Annotated in this window: 14 protein-coding genes; 7 read left to right on the plus strand and 7 right to left on the minus strand. The window is 37.8% G+C overall.

The window, feature by feature from the left end; translation table 11 throughout:
- Nucleotides 1–66 precede the first annotated feature (66 nt).
- Nucleotides 67–594 (plus strand): redox-sensitive transcriptional activator SoxR, encoded by a 528-nt coding sequence (gene soxR / locus GGG_RS0108165; RefSeq protein ID WP_010113755.1) that lies wholly within the window; start codon nucleotides 67–69, stop codon nucleotides 592–594.
- A 90-nt stretch (nucleotides 595–684) separates the two neighbouring features.
- A complete protein-coding gene (locus tag GGG_RS0108170) occupies nucleotides 685–1281 on the plus strand; it encodes a hypothetical protein (RefSeq protein ID WP_010113756.1) in 597 nt (198 codons plus the stop codon).
- Between the two features lie 85 nt (nucleotides 1282–1366).
- Here GGG_RS0108170 and GGG_RS0108175 read toward each other — a convergent pair whose 3' ends face one another.
- Both GGG_RS0108175 and GGG_RS0108180 read right to left on the minus strand, forming a co-directional pair.
- Entirely contained in the window at nucleotides 1367–2239 is an 873-nt protein-coding gene (locus GGG_RS0108175; RefSeq protein ID WP_010113757.1) for an LD-carboxypeptidase, read from the minus strand.
- Between the two features lie 71 nt (nucleotides 2240–2310).
- A complete protein-coding gene (locus tag GGG_RS0108180; protein ID WP_010113758.1) occupies nucleotides 2311–3237 on the minus strand; it encodes a DMT family transporter in 927 nt (308 codons plus the stop codon).
- Between the two features lie 937 nt (nucleotides 3238–4174).
- Between GGG_RS0108180 and GGG_RS0108190 the strand changes: the two genes are divergently transcribed.
- The 5 genes from GGG_RS0108190 (at nucleotide 4175) to GGG_RS0108210 (ending at nucleotide 9427) form a co-directional block, all read left to right on the plus strand.
- On the plus strand, nucleotides 4175–5302 hold the full coding sequence (locus tag GGG_RS0108190; RefSeq protein ID WP_010113759.1) for a Re/Si-specific NAD(P)(+) transhydrogenase subunit alpha: 1128 nt from the start codon (nucleotides 4175–4177) through the stop codon (nucleotides 5300–5302).
- An 11-nt stretch (nucleotides 5303–5313) separates the two neighbouring features.
- Complete coding sequence (locus GGG_RS0108195) at nucleotides 5314–5634, plus strand: proton-translocating transhydrogenase family protein (RefSeq protein WP_010113760.1); 321 nt, start codon at nucleotides 5314–5316, stop codon at nucleotides 5632–5634.
- A 3-nt stretch (nucleotides 5635–5637) separates the two neighbouring features.
- The gene (locus GGG_RS0108200) at nucleotides 5638–7092 is read left to right on the plus strand and encodes an NAD(P)(+) transhydrogenase (Re/Si-specific) subunit beta (RefSeq protein WP_010113761.1); all 1455 of its coding nucleotides are present in this window, start codon (nucleotides 5638–5640) and stop codon (nucleotides 7090–7092) included.
- Between the two features lie 144 nt (nucleotides 7093–7236).
- Entirely contained in the window at nucleotides 7237–7929 is a 693-nt protein-coding gene (locus GGG_RS0108205; protein ID WP_010113763.1) for a hypothetical protein, read from the plus strand.
- Between the two features lie 253 nt (nucleotides 7930–8182).
- The gene (locus tag GGG_RS0108210; RefSeq protein ID WP_010113765.1) at nucleotides 8183–9427 is read left to right on the plus strand and encodes an ammonium transporter; all 1245 of its coding nucleotides are present in this window, start codon (nucleotides 8183–8185) and stop codon (nucleotides 9425–9427) included.
- 137 nt (nucleotides 9428–9564) lie between these two features.
- Here GGG_RS0108210 and rsfS read toward each other — a convergent pair whose 3' ends face one another.
- From rsfS to GGG_RS0108235, 5 genes are all read right to left on the minus strand, one after another.
- Nucleotides 9565–9966, minus strand: coding sequence for a ribosome silencing factor (gene rsfS, locus GGG_RS0108215; protein WP_010113766.1), 402 nt, complete (start codon nucleotides 9964–9966; stop codon nucleotides 9565–9567).
- Nucleotides 9967–10067: 101 nt separating this feature from the next.
- On the minus strand, nucleotides 10068–10862 hold the full coding sequence (locus GGG_RS0108220; RefSeq protein ID WP_010113767.1) for a hydroxypyruvate isomerase family protein: 795 nt from the start codon (nucleotides 10860–10862) through the stop codon (nucleotides 10068–10070).
- A gap of 53 nt (nucleotides 10863–10915) precedes the next feature.
- The gene (locus GGG_RS0108225; protein ID WP_010113768.1) at nucleotides 10916–11797 is read right to left on the minus strand and encodes an NAD(P)-dependent oxidoreductase; all 882 of its coding nucleotides are present in this window, start codon (nucleotides 11795–11797) and stop codon (nucleotides 10916–10918) included.
- 47 nt (nucleotides 11798–11844) lie between these two features.
- Nucleotides 11845–12633: a crotonase/enoyl-CoA hydratase family protein gene (locus GGG_RS0108230; RefSeq protein ID WP_010113769.1), complete on the minus strand. Its 789-nt coding sequence runs from the start codon at nucleotides 12631–12633 to the stop codon at nucleotides 11845–11847.
- A 149-nt stretch (nucleotides 12634–12782) separates the two neighbouring features.
- Nucleotides 12783–15596, minus strand: a complete 2814-nt coding sequence (locus GGG_RS0108235; protein ID WP_010113770.1) for an ATP-binding protein — start codon at nucleotides 15594–15596, stop codon at nucleotides 12783–12785.
- Nucleotides 15597–15605 lie beyond the last annotated feature (9 nt).

Genomic DNA, 15605 nt, shown 5'->3' on the forward strand with positions numbered 1-15605 from the left:
TACTCACAATAGTTTTAAAATATTTGTTAGTATCAAAGCTCAAGTTAACTTGAGGTCAAGTGTAAATTGGAACAACATCAGGATCATAAAGAAAGCAACAAAGAAAAAGAGTTACAGCAGTGGTTAACCATTGGAGAATTGGCACAACGGAGTGATGTGAGTGTTCCAGCAATTCGTTTTTATGAAGAAAAAGATTTGATTTGGAGTACACGTACGCAGGGTAATCAGCGGCGTTATCAACGGGCGATGTTACGCCGTGTTGCCATTATCAAGATTGCGCAACAAGTTGGAATAAGTTTGCAGCAAGTCAAAGATGCATTTCAGGTTTTACCTAAGCATCAAGTTGCCAGTAAAGCCGATTGGAAAAAGATGTCGCAAACATGGCAAGCCCAATTGGATCAGCAGATTATCAATTTATTAAAACTACGACAGCAGCTAGATAAATGTATCGGTTGTGGTTGTTTGTCTTTGCAACAATGTCCTTTGCGTAATCCTGATGATCAGTTAGGACAGGAATCTGCGGGGGCTCATTTTCAAGATGTTTTGATGACTTTGTTGAATACACCAATAGACGAACAGTTAGATGAGAATTAAGATTGTAGATATTTGAATTCTATATAAATATATGATTTTAAATTTTTAACTAAAATATAGAAATACATAATCAATAAATGGGGGCGTAAATTGCTGATTTTGGGTATGTTGATCTTTGGTACAATCTTAACGCTTGCTGTATTTTTTGTTTTTTTCATAACCAAAGAAAAAATTACTGAAATAAAAAATATTTTAGAAAAAATTGAGCAGGATATTGTATTACTCAGCGCTGTTTTAAATGAAATAAGGTTAAAACATCTGAAAAAACTAGGATTGAGATATTTGTTTAGCATTGCTCATGGATTAAATAATCAATCTATGTCACTCAGTACGTTGCAAGAAGTCGCCTTAGAAGAAGGCTTTCCAATTTTAAAAGTGTTTAAGAGTGCACATGAATATCGCAATGATATTGATGTTCAAGACATAACCTATCAATTGAAAATGCGCAGAAAGGTTCAAGAAGACTTACAGTTTAATGCTAATTACAGCAAAGCCCCTTTTTTATTCTTGGGTATTTGGTGGTTAATCACAATATCGATGATTGTATCAACGCAAAATTCATTGCATTTTACCGCTTTCTTATTTTGGTTGATTACGCTGTATTTCACGATCAGTAGCACTCTAACTTATTATAAAGACATTGATCAATTTACAATAAAGCTAAAAAGACGCTTTTCAGCAGAATGAATATACATTGAATAACACCGCACTTTTGCGGTGTATTGGGTGCAAAATCGATACATTGATAAACAACCAAAGCAAAACCTCTGCTTTATAAAATCAATTGTGAATCAATAATTTTGCCTGTTTTACCAATCCAAAACGGGCGGTTATGTTGTCCGTGCCCAAACCAATCACATTGATACAGTGCTATGCCTAAAGGTTCTAAATGTTCATTGGCGATTTCAGCGATGCTTTGCGGAACATTTTTTTGTGGACATTGGTAAAAATCACCTAAAACCACCGCTTTTAAATGAGAGATATCAATACTCTGTAAAAGTTGAGTCAAACAACGTTCAATTCGATAATACGGTTCGCCGACATCTTCTATCAATAAAACACTGGGTTGATGAAGTTGTAGACTATAAGCTGTGCCTTGTAAGCTACATAAAACGGTTAAATTGCCACCTAGAACGACTGTATCTTCAATGACTTGATCTTGGGAAAAATCATTCAAACTTGTTAATGCATAATGTTGTCGTTTATTTTGATCAGTATTTAATAAACTAATGGTTTTTAAAGCATCGTAAGACAATAAACTATTATCTAAATTTTTAACGGCAATTTCTTGGAAAACAGGTGCATGTAGTGCTTGCCCACCATGCATGACGACATAATTTAACAGCACGGTTGTATCAGAATAACCAATGAGTGGTTTATTTAAAATCCATTCATCCAAATAGGGAAGTAACATTCCAGCCCCAGTACCACCACGACCACACCAAATTGCGTCCACAGTTGGGTCTAAGCAGGCTTGCTTTAAATCATCAACACGCTGTTCAATTGTTCCTGCCAAATATCGATATTGGGAAAATACATATTGTCCTAAACTGACTTGATGCCCTAAAGATTCAAGATGGGATTGAGCCAATTGAATATTTTCAATATCAACACATGCGCTTGGCGATACAATTTTAAAGTGCATATCTGTTCCGATTCATTTTCTGGGGTACATATAAGAAGTACATAGCAATAGTTCTAATGTTCCAAGTAGTATTAATGTGCCAGTTTCTTTTTAGACAAGGTGATCATCATAACACCGATAATATTTAACAAGCAGCCAAACCATTGTATCGCATTCATATGTTCACCTAACAAAGCAACCGCTAAAATAATGGTGAGAATTGGTCCAATTGAACCAATCATGGCAGATTGTGCAGCGCCCAAACGTGAAATACTTTGTGCAATTAAGATCGTTGGTAAAACCGTAACCAATAAACCCAATGCAATGCCGTACCATAAAACTTGTATAGGTAATTGAGTCAGTAATTGAATTGGATGTGGCGTTGCAATCATGAAATGGATCAATGTGCCAAAACACGCAATACTTAAAGCTAAGCCTGTATAGTTCCAAGAACCAAATTTTTGAATCAAACGTGGCGTCATCAATAGATAGCATGCAAAACACACTGCACTGGCAAAGACTAGACTGACACCCAGCCAAAAACTTCCTTCATGAGGTACTGTGCTTTGTTCTTGTAACATCACGATCACTGTACCGCCATAACTTAAAGCGATGGCAATGACGGTTTTTAACCTGAGTTTTTGTTTGTAAATAGCACTGGTCAAAATCACAGTCAGTGTTGGATATAAAAATAAAATGATCCGTTCCAGTGATGCACTGATATACATCAAGCCAGCAAAATCCAACCAACTCGAAAAGTAATAGCCAATTAAACCTGCCAAAATCAGCATTCCCCAATCTTTAGCACTGATATTTTTATTGTGATGACGATTGAACCAACACAGCAGTAAAAAGAAAGGTAGGGCGCTCGCCATTCTTAAAGCCATTAATACTGTTCCATCCACCAATGGTGAAAGGGCATAGGTTTGTTTAATGAAAATGGCTTTGGTGCTAAATAAAAATGCAGCACCGAGTGCGAAAAGCGAACCAACTTGAGTGCTGGAGAGAGTAAGTTTCATGCTAACTACTTTGTGGAGAGTGGAAGTAGATCAAAATCTATAGAGAAGTATAGTTGCAGATGAAACAGAGGGAAAATGCAAAAAAAGAATCAATCTAATCAAAAATTGTAATGCATCTATATTGAATAAATAGAAAACAAATAGAAAATGTTTAAAGTGCTTCATTAAAATGCAATTAATATGTATCAAAATAATTAATAGATGATGATTATCGCAAAGTTATTAAAAAAGGGTGAAATAGAGCCAAAAATAGCTGGTAAATAGCACAAAAATGGTGCATTTAAAATTTGGAGCTAAAATATTCTATTGCATTATTACTAGATAAAATGACTAGGCAAGTAAAATGAACTTTTCATGCATTAAATCTAGCGTTTTGGATGAAATATTTAAGCATATGTTCCAAATACTTTTTTTTATGGACTGAATTAAAAAAAGGAATAAATAAAGATCGCACTTTTGACGAGAGTTATGGAATAAATAGCCAATTCAGATCTGCAAAATCATGCTATATCTTGTCAAAAAGGCGAATATGTTATTTGATGATGGTCAAGACGCTTGTTTTCTTGGCTATTTAAAGATTAAAAATTTAAATCAGAAAATACGCGCCATGCCTAAAATGCCAATCAATCACCCATCGTCGAAGAAGAATTGATTAAAGCTGAGTATAAAAAAACAGCAAATTAACAATTAAAAGTATAAATAAGCTAGAAAAGTTGAAAAATGTTCAAATATTTAGCAAAGTAAAATGAATACCTAGTATGTCGTAGATTTATATTTATGAACCACACAGTTCAAAATATGGGTATTTATTAAATAAATATTGGGTAGTATTTTATTTAAGTTCAATTAGAATCCAAAAATACATAAGAACACGTCCTGAGGAAAACATCGTGTTTCACGATGTTTACTTGAAGAAAAATTAGCTTGAGGAACGCTCATGCAGATTGGTATCCCAACAGAAACTGTTACTGGTGAAAACCGTGTTGCTGCTACACCAGAAACAGTAAAAAAGTTGATCAGCGCTGGTCATAGTGTAGTCATTGAACGTGGAGCTGGTAAAAAAGCTGCGTTTATTGATAGTGCTTATGAACAGGTTGGTGCAAAAATTACAGACGATGCTTATACAGGCAGTCAGATGATTTTGAAAGTTCGTGCGCCGTATGGTGACGAAATTCAAAAGCTTGTAGCTGGTACAACCATCGTTGCAATGTTTGACCCTTACCGCAATACTGAACTTGATCAATTTGCGTCACAACAAGTGTCTGCATTTGCGTTAGAACTTTTGCCACGTACATTGTCTCGTGCGCAAAACATGGACGTATTGTCTTCTCAAGCCAACCTTGCTGGTTATAAGTCAGTGCTTTTGGCTGCTGCGGAATATCAACGTATGTTCCCAATGCTGATGACTGCAGCGGGTACGGTTAAGCCAGCTCGTATTGTGATCATGGGTGTTGGTGTTGCTGGTTTGCAAGCGATTGCAACAGCTAAACGTTTAGGTGCGGTAGTAGAAGCAACAGATTTACGTCCAACTGCACGTGATCAAGTTGAATCACTTGGTGGTAAATGGTTAGACGTTCCAATGTCTGATGAAGAAAAGCAAAAAGCTGCTGATGCTGCTAAAAACGGTTATGGATGGATGCCAGGTGAGCAATACATCAAAGACCAAGCCATCATTGTAGATAAAGCGGTTTCAAATGCAGACATCGTGATTACAACGGCACTTTTACCTGGTCGTGATGCACCTCGTTTAATTAAAGCTGAAACTGTTGCCAAAATGAAACCGGGTTCAATCATCCTAGATATGGCGGTTGAAACGGGCGGTAATGTTGAAGGCTCTAAAAACGGTGAAAATGTTGTCACTGACAATGGTGTCACTATTTTAGGTATCCCAAATATTCCTTCTACAGTTTCGACTGAAGCATCGTCACTGTACGCACGTAATGTCTTTAATTTCGTTGAAACTTTATTTGATAAAGAGAAAAACTTCGCGATCAATCAAGAAGACGAAATTCAAAAAGCACTTCTAGTAACTCATGGCGGTCAAGTACTGCTCAAGCGTGGTTAAGGAGAGTTATCATGGTTGAAACTATTACAATTTTCGTCTTAGCCATCTTTGTTGGTTACTACGTGGTTTGGGGTGTTACACCTGCATTGCATACGCCATTAATGGCGGTAACCAATGCTTTGTCATCAATTATTGTGGTTGGTGCAATGATTCAGACTGTCGGTATCCCGGGTATTGTCGATGCAAGTGTGCAATTCCAATCAGTGAATGTTGTGAGTGTACTTGGTGCAGTAGCAGTGTTCTTGGCAAGCATTAACATTTTTGGTGGCTTCGCAGTAACTGCGCGTATGCTTGAAATGTTTAAGCCAAAACAAAAGAAAAAAGAGGGCTAATACATGGAATTTATTCGAGACTATGCGGATTGGTTCTACCTAGTAGGTGCTGTCCTTTTTATTTTAACTTTACGTGGCTTATCAGGTCCTAAAACGGCAATTCAAGGTAACCGTTACGGTATGATCGCAATGGCGATTGCTGTAATCACCACCTTCTTTGTTGCAGATCATCCTGTTGTTTGGATGATCGGTGGAGCAATGGTACTGGGTGCGATTGTAGGTATCGCTCGTGCACGTACTGTTCCAATGACGCAAATGCCAGAAACTGTTGCTTTAATGCACTCGTTAGTTGGTTTGGCTGCTGTTTTAATTGCAATTGCTGCTATTTTACATAATAACCAATTGACTGCTTTATTCGCAGAAAATGAAGCGGCATTAACTGCTGCGGGTGTACAACATGCGCATATGAGTAAAGTTCATTTATTTGAATTGTTTGTCGGCTGTTTTGTTGGTGCAATTACCTTTACAGCGTCGGTATTCGCTTATGGTAAGTTAGCTGCGAAAAAATGGGCAAAAACGATTTCTGGTGCATGGGTTAAACCTGTTCAAGCAATCATTTTCCTAGCAATGCTGGCGTGTGGTGTTTACTTCTTCACCACAGGTAATATGACAGCATTCTGGGCGATGACTGCACTTGCACTTGCATTCGGTTGGGTGTGGATTGCACCAGTCGGTGGTGGTGATATGCCTGTTGTAGTATCTCTACTCAACTCATTCTCTGGATGGGCTGCTGCGGGGATTGGTTTTACACTTGAAAACAACATGTTGATCGTTGCTGGTTCGCTTGTAGGTTCTTCGGGTGCGATTCTGTCTTACATCATGTGTAAAGCGATGAACCGTTCAATCATCAACGTATTGTTTGGTGGTGCGATGGGCGGTGCGGCAGTTGCATCGGCAGATAAAGGCGAGCAAGTTCAACGTAACTACCGTTCAGGTTCTGCTGATGATGCTGGTTTCTTGATGTCGAATGCAGACAGCGTTGTGATCGTACCGGGTTATGGTATGGCGCAAGGTCGTGCGCAAAACGCAGTAAAAGAATTGTGTGAAATCTTAAAAGAACAAGGTGTAAAAGTTCGTTTTGCGATTCACCCAGTTGCAGGTCGTATGCCTGGTCACATGAACGTACTTCTTGCTGAAGCAGATGTTGCTTATGAAGACATCTTGGAAATGGATGAGATCAACTCAGACTTCCCAGCAACTGATGTCGTCCTTGTCATCGGTGCGAACGATGTTGTGAACCCTGCTGCAAAAGACGATCCAAGTTCACCAATTTACGGTATGCCAATTCTTGAAGCACATAAAGCACGCACGATTATGGTCATCAAACGTTCAATGGCGACGGGTTATGCAGGCTTGGATAATGACTTGTTCTATAATGACAAAACCATGATGATCTTCGGTGATGCGAAGAAAGTCGTTGAAGAAATGACAAAAGCAATTAACGGTGGCGGACACTAAGCCGCTATCGGATTAAATCCACCCCAACCCTCCTTTGATAAAGGAGGGTGCCTAACCACCTTCGGGTGGTTTTTTATATTTGGAACTTTTGTTAGGATAATTGAACTGATCTTAAATAAGAGCACTTATCCAATGAAAATAAATATGCAGCCGTTCAGCCTTTTTTTGACTTGTGGTGTATTCGTGTTGAGTCAGAATACGATTGCTCAAATTTTTGAAATTAAAAAAGCATCAAAACTTTATGATGTTGCCATCGACGTACCATGCGATCAAAATAAATGTGGCGGTAAAGCGAAAATAGATCTTTTTCAAAAAGGTAAAACAAAGAAATTCCAAAGCTTTTCATCGGCAGATTTGACGACTTATTTGGATAAAGACTTCAAACCCTCTGTAAATGTAGTGCAACTCTATGGTGAGCAAAGCCCCTTAATTTTTAATGATTTTAATTTCGATGGGCAAGAAGATATCGCAATCCGCAATGGAAATGCTGGTGCTTATGGTGGCCCAAGCTATGATATTTATGTCTTTAATCGAACTCGAAATAAATTTGTTTTGAGTGATGAATTGACGAAATTGACCCATGAAAGTTTGGGTATGTTTAAGGTAGATGCAGACCAGAAAAGAATTCTAACGTTTAACAAAAGTGGTTGTTGTTATCACATACGTTCTGAGTATGTTGTTGTTCCGAAAAAAGGTTTGCGTTTAGTCAAAGAGTTTATAGAGGATGCAACGGCTGAGGCAGGAGATAAAGTAAAAGTTACGGAACGGACACTCAGCAACGGTCATTGGGTGGAAAGCACAAAGTATTATCCAGTAAAGCAATACTATAAAGATTAAGCGCGATAAAGACTAAACAAGCGATATAGTGATATTTATTAAGTTATATTTCATACGATTTAAGTGCATGTTAGTAAAATAATTAGAAATAAATTGTTTAAAAACAATAGCTAATATGCTATCCGATGTAAAAAGGTTTTTTATTTTTGGAGACGCTTTATACTTGTTAACATAAGTGATACATAGTTATCGAAATTAATAATTATTGTGAATTTTTCTAAATGAGGAGGTCACAGTAACTTTGGGTCTAAATATGCTGAAATTAAAGTGTTTGATGGGTTTAATTTTAATCATATTGGCCTTTCCGAGTTATGCATTTTCCTCATCGTTAGAAAATGATCTTGCCGCATTTAATTTAATTCCAGACTTTAAAATCTTATTTTACGGTAGTGCTTTTGTCATTCTCATGCAGGCAGGTTTTGCTGTTGCTGAAGGTGGTTATGAGCATAATTTAAGATCTATTTACCGTCTTATGATCAATTATATTTCCGCCATTTTGGGAACCATTCTATTTGAAATTATTTTTTCAAAACTTGCGGTTTGGGAAATAAGAGATAGTCCGAGAGTTCTAAATGATATTCAAGGATGGCATTGGAATTTATTATTTTTTTATATGCTGATGGCAACCACAATTACCACCGTTGTTGGGAGAATTATTCCAAGTACATCATCCATCCTAGTCAATTGGATTACAGGGTTAATGATTGCTATGGTGATTTTTCCGTTCTTCAGTGCTTGGGTTTGGGGGAGTTTGTTTTTTGGTGACGGCTGGCTTAAAGTTTTAGGATTTATTGATTTTGCAGGTTCAACGGTTGTGCATTCAACCGCAGCGTGGATTGTTTTGGCAGCTTATCTGTCTTTAAAAGCGAAATATAAACAAGAGATTATTAAAAAAGATCTGATATTCGAAGATTATAAAATTTTATCTTTGGCTTTGGCTGGTTTTGTACTTTGGTTAGCATGGTCAGGTTTGAATGTAATCTATATTTCTGCAATTCATGTTGATATTAGTCAGGTTGTGATGAATGCCGTGTTAGCCTTATTGGGTTCAATCGTTTCTCCGTTGCTATTTCCTTTATTTCTAAATCAAAAAATAATGTCATGGTCTGAATTGATCAAAGCGACTCTAGGTGGTTTGGTTGCAATAACAGCAAGCTGTGCATTTGTCAGCCCATCCTCAGCCTTTATTATTGGTTTAGTCTCAGGTTTATTAACTTTATATACACCTCGAATTTTAGTGCGATGGATTGATTCTCGATATGTTCGAGATGTTTTGGTTGTACACGGTGTTTGTGGGATATGGGGAACTTTGGCAGTTGCTTTTAACCACAATTCGGCGCTTGAGTTGATCGGTAAAGCAAGTTTAATGGATCAGAGTATCGGTATTATTGTGAACTTCATTTGGAGCTTTGGGATTGCTTATGTCGTTTTTAAAAGTATTTGTTGGATAACGACCAGAAAGCAAATGGCAAATTTAAATGTCAGTTTAATCAAATGATTCAATATTGCTAAAGATATAATTCATATCGCTCATGGTCATACGATGCAATTGCTCTTATTTCTTAGTGGATTGTTAAGGAAGGACAGGTAATAACGTGGCAATAAAAAAGCGACTTTAAAGTCGCTTTTCTTAAATTAGGCAACACTTTCAGGTGTTGTACGCCATAAACTTTCTAAGTCATAAAATTTACGAGCGGTAGGTAGCATCACATGTACTACAACTAATCCTAAATCGATTAGAATCCATTCAGCATCTCTCTCACCCTCGACACCAATTGGGCGGAAACCTGCTTTACGTGCTTCTTCAGCAACATTGTCAGCAAGTGCTTTAACATGACGAGTAGATGTTCCGCTAGCAATAACAATTGCGTCTGCAACGTTGCTGATCGCGCTTACATTTAGCTCGATTATATCTTTGGCTTTTACATCAAGTAGGGCTTCTTGTACGACTTTTAAGCAAGTGCGTACATCTTGATTTTGGGTGTTCATTGCAAGTTCGTGAGAATTAGAAGCGCTGGGCGATGGTTCTAAATTCATAGGGTGTATATTTTCCAAACAATATCTCACCCTCTAATATAGCGCTTTTGTTCTAAAAATTCAAATTATAGAACGCCCAATTCTATTTAAAGTAGATTGACTCAGTAAGTATGGTTGTTAGAAAAATATTTATCCTTCCAAGCAAATGATTGATTTGAATTGGTTTGTGGTCTGTATTCAGCAGCGATGTAACCTGTGTAGCTGCTTTGTTTTAACCATGTAAAAATTGATGAGTAGTCAATTTGTGCAGTATCAGGTTCATGGCGCCCTGGACAGTCGGCAAATTGAATATGTCCAATCCAATCTATATTTTCTTTTAAGGCAGAAAGTACATCTTCATCCATCATTGCCATGTGGTAACAATCAAATTGCATTTTTAGCGCAGAGTGGTGAACAGCTTCTAACATCTCTTGGGCTTGGGCAATATTTTGAATCAAAAAGCGTGGCATATCCGTACCATTGATCATTTCAAAAAGAGGTTGAATCCCATGATCAGTCAGCATATGACATGCTAATTTTAGGTTATTAGAGAGTGTGTTTAAACACGGTAATAAGTCTGCATCTTCAGGCTGTTTACCTGCCAAAATATTAACACTTGGGATATTTAGCGCATTGGCATATTCAATTGCAAGCTCAAGTGCTTGGTGAAATGCGATTTCTCGTCCTGGAATGCCTGCTAAGCCATAGCCACCTTGCATTAAGTCTCCCGCAGGGACATTAATCAGGCAAAGATGTAAGTCATATAGTTCCAGTTGAGCCTGAATATCCGCAATACTCAATTCATATGGGAATTGAATTTCAATATTGTGAAAACCATGTGAATGAGCCAATGCAAATCGTTCAATGAGTGGCACTTCAGTAAATATCATCGATAGGTTTACTGCGAGTTTAGTCATCGTAGTGCTCCTTGCTTAAGATTGACTCTATTCTCAATGTAGATGGCAATCCACTATTTTTCAACTGTTTTATGTTCAACCTGCTGAATAACTGTTGCTAAGTCTGATTCCGCAAAACCATGCTGTTGATGATCTTGTAGTTGTGTTAAGGCTTTTTTTGCAACGGGAATGTCTAGATTAAATTGTTCTGCCAGTTGAACGGCATTGTTTAAATCTTTTGATAAGGTTTGTACTTTCCACTGAACTGGCTCAAAGTTATGCGTTGCCATACGTGGTGTTAATATTTGAAACGGTTTAGAGTCGGCAAAACCACCTGCAAGTGCGGGAGCAAGTAGGGTGGTGTCTACACCTGCTTGTCTGGCGAGTGCAACCGCTTCAGCGATCAATGTGCTGTTGGCTGCAACAATCAATTGATTGCAAATCTTCGTTGCTTGCCCCGTTCCTGTTTCCCCCATGCGGGTTACACGCTGTGAAAGAACATTATAAATCAGGTTTAAATCTTGAATGGTTTCAATATCGCCACCTGCAAAAATAACCAAAGTTCCATTTTCAGCACCTGCAGTTCCACCTGAAACAGGAGAGTCAATCCAAGTTACTTGTTTTTGTGCTGCAAGCGCTGCAAGTTGCTTGGTTTTATCTACAGATAAACTGGAAAAATCGACAATGATTTGTGAGGGTTTTAATTGGTCGTGAATACGGTCAAAAACGGCTTGTACCGCCTGATCGTCTGCAAGACAGGTGAGGATAATCGGGTATTCTGCAATATGATCCAAATCCAACGCATGAGCGCCCATATCAATCAATGGCTCACATGCACTTGCTGTTCTATTCCAAACAGCAACATTCAATCCTGCTTGAACTAAACGGGTGACCATACGGCTCCCCATTAGTCCCATACCTAAAAATGCAATTTTACTGTTACGGTCAAAATTCATTTTGCAACTCAACGATTTTGAATCATTTTAAAAAGACGATCAAAAGACTATTTATATTGGCGAGGTAGGAACTGCACTTCTGGATGTTTATCCTTTTTACGTGCAATTTGACTATTTTTACCCATAAGTAATTTTAATTGCCAAATTTTTTCTAAACGAAGTGATTTTTTAGGTTCATGTTCCATTGCATCTAAGACACGTTTTGCTGCCATCAGTGCATCAGGTGAACGCTGTAACATTTCTTCGGCAATACTTTGTGCTTTTGCTAAAGGTGAATTATCGATATGAGTAATTAAGCCAATTTCTTTTGCATAATGACCATCAAAAATTCGTGCCGTTAGTGTGAGTTCTTTGGCTAAATCGATACCGATAACACCCTTGATTGAACGGGTTAAACCCATGTCAGGAACCAGTCCCCAACGACTTTCCATAATCGACATTTTTGTGTCTGGGTGAGCAATACGAATATCTGCCGCAAGTGCCAATTGCATGCCTGCACCAAAACAAAAACCTTCAAGTGCGGCAATAACAGGCACAGGCAATTCTTGCCAAATTAAAAATGCTTTTTGAAAAATACTTTGACCTGGTTTAATCAATTCCCAAGCCGCATATGCTTTATTTTTAGGGTTATTTAAATCCGCTAAATCAATACCAGCACTAAAAACATTGGCTTCACCAGTCAGAATGACACAACGAATCGAACGATCTTGTTTGATTTTTTTTGCTGTGCTGACCAATTCACGCAACAGTGCAAAACTCATTGCATTGCGCTTATCAGGGCGATTTAGATAAACCGTTGCGATGCCATTATTTTTTTCAATACGTAATAGTGCCATGAGTTAGACTCTTATTTTCCTTAATCATCAGCATAGCATGGACTTTAAAAAAGTTGCATGACACGAGAGTCACGGAAAGTTTTTTCAAAGCCATTTAAAGCAGTTAAAAGTCATTAGCAAAAATCACAAATTCAAGTTTTTCGTGCAATTTAGGTCGCAGGGAAAATTTGTTGTGCGGCTGTTTCAACCTCATGGATGACCAGTTGTAAGTGATCTAGGCGTTGTATGACTTCTTGAATAAAAGCTTCATCAGCTTTACGACGTTCTTTTCTGAGTGTTGATACGAATTGTTCAAACTCGCCTGTAGCACGTTGCAATTTAGGTGTGCCGACATAACGCGTTGCACCATATAAACGATGTAATACATGTTCAAGCTGTGGGAAATCTTCAAGCTCAACCAATTGTTGAATTTCATCCAATTCGGTCGGGAAGCTATCGACCAACATTTTCAATAAATCTTGGGCAAGGTCTTCTTTATTAGCAGCAAGTGCTAAACTTTGTTTCCAATCTAAAATATCGGAATCAAAGGCTTCAATATAGACAGAATTTTCAACTTGTTGATGCGTTTGAATGAATGTGTCTGAAGTCCAATTGGTCAGAATCTGAATAATTTGCTCAATCTGAATAGGCTTGGTGACATAGTCATCCATACCGACTTTGAGTAGTTTTTGCTTTTCATCTGCCAAAGCATGTGCTGTTAAAGCAATAATTGGCATGCGTAAGTCGTCTAATGTTGACTCAAGAGAGCGGATTGCACGAGTGGTATCAATACCAGACATGACAGGCATTTGAATATCCATAAAGATTAAGTCAAATGCTTTTTCATCATGATCAATGCGATGTTGAATTAAGTTTAATGCTTCTTGTCCACTTTGTGCTTTGGTGGTTTTGACATTGAGTTCACCGAGAAGCGCTTCTAAAACAATAAGATTCGGTAAGTGATCATCCACAGCCAAGATATGTAAATCACGCCCTTTGAAATCTTGATGATGTTCTTGGTCAAATACAGGCTGATTACTTAACAGTTGAATCACCGAACTACGACTCAGTGGTTGATATAATGGACGTGCTTTATATTCATTCAGCATATTTGGATCAAGTGCCATTTGATAGCCATATACGGCTAAATGACCTTGATAACGGTTTCGAATTTCTTTTAATAAAGCTTCGGTATCACCACTATGATCTACAATGAGCCATGTGTTTTCAGTCTGCTGATCCAGACTATTCAGTCGACTAAACAGATCTAAAATTGATTGAGCTTCTGTATGTTGGACTTGGTAATCTTCTAAATAATGACGTAATACATTGGCAGTTGCAGGGTGTGCCAAGAACGATACGACTTTCATCTCTTTAAATGAAGGATGAACAATTTCTTCATCTTCATTAACCACAAACATGGCAGTAAACCAGAATGTTGAGCCTTTTTCCGTTGGTGCACGTTCTTGGTTGTCTTCAAAGCCAATTTGACCTTGCATTAAATGTACAAGTTGTTTGGAAATAGCCAAACCTAAACCTGTACCACCAAATTGGCGGGTGACAGATGCATCGCCTTGCGAGAATGATTCAAATAGTTTTTTACGATCTGTACCGCTTAAACCGATACCACTGTCTTGGACGCTAAAATGCAGTAAGCATTGTCCAATATCATCATGTTCCATACGAACACGAACAATAATTTCACCATCAGGGGTGAATTTGATGGCATTGGAAATTAAATTGGTCAAAATCTGCTTAAAGCGTAAAGCATCACCAATTACATATTTATGGACGTTGTCGGCAAAATAGAACGCCATCTCAATATGTTTTTGTGCCGCCAGTGGTGACAGCATGTCCATGACATCAAAAATAGCTTCTTCTAAGTCAAAAGGCGCTGTTTCGAGTTCTAATTTACCTGCATCAATTTTTGAGAAATCCAGTACATCATTGATCAGTGCCAATAAGTGAGCTGATGATTTACGAATGGTTTGTAAATATAAGCTTTGATCATTGCTTAGATTGTCCTGACGCAACATCAAATGAATAAAGCCATCAATACTATTTAATGGTGTACGTAATTCATGACTGATATTGGCAAGAAATACAGATTTAGCCTGATTGGATGAAATCGCTTGGTCACGCGCTTGTTTATAGGTAATGTTTTGGACTTCTAGCGTGTCTAAAGTACGACGTAAATCATCTTCAGTTTGTTCTGTATGTTCTTTAAGTTCTAAAAAGCTGAAATGTAAACGCTTGACCACATTGGCGATATCACGCTGTAGTAAACGCAATTCGCCTGTACTGTTAATGATCATGTGTTGATCTAAAGTATCTGCATTTAAACGTTGTAATTGCATACGAATTTCATACATCGGTGCAATCCAGCGTCGAGAATAAAAATTCAAACACAATAATAGTAACAGTAAGGTGAATAATGCAGTCGTGATCAAAACGATCATGACACGATAGTGTGCAATTTCTAAAGGTTGATTATCCAGTTCAATCACCAACCACATATTTTTATTTTGAGTTGAGTGGAGAGGATTGAGTTTTAGCCCATAGATATTGTTATGTTTACTCGAAATTGGCCCGAAGAAAGTATCTGTTTTAGGAATGTTGGGCCAGTCACGTTTATTTTGATAGCCAATACTCAGGTGATTAACATTATTTTCATCTAAAACGGCAGCACTGAGTAAATATTTTTCATTAAACATTTTTTGCAAAATGTTTTCAGCTTTTGCTTTTTGAGTCGGACTTTGATCAATGATACTGGTGAGTTGTTCAGTGGTGTATTGAAAGCGACTTAAAATCGCAATTGCTGCAAAGCGTTGTTTGGATTTTGCTGCGGCTGATGTTTCTGACAGAACCAAGGCAGTACCTACGCATGCCATAATCATGATCGGTACAAAAATCATCGCAATGAGCTGGCCATACGCGTGATTGAGCTTTAAACGTTTAAAGAGTTTTTTATTGAAATTCGACATGGTTCCAGC

The organism is Acinetobacter sp. P8-3-8, from assembly GCF_000214135.1.
Lineage (GTDB): Bacteria > Pseudomonadota > Gammaproteobacteria > Pseudomonadales > Moraxellaceae > Acinetobacter.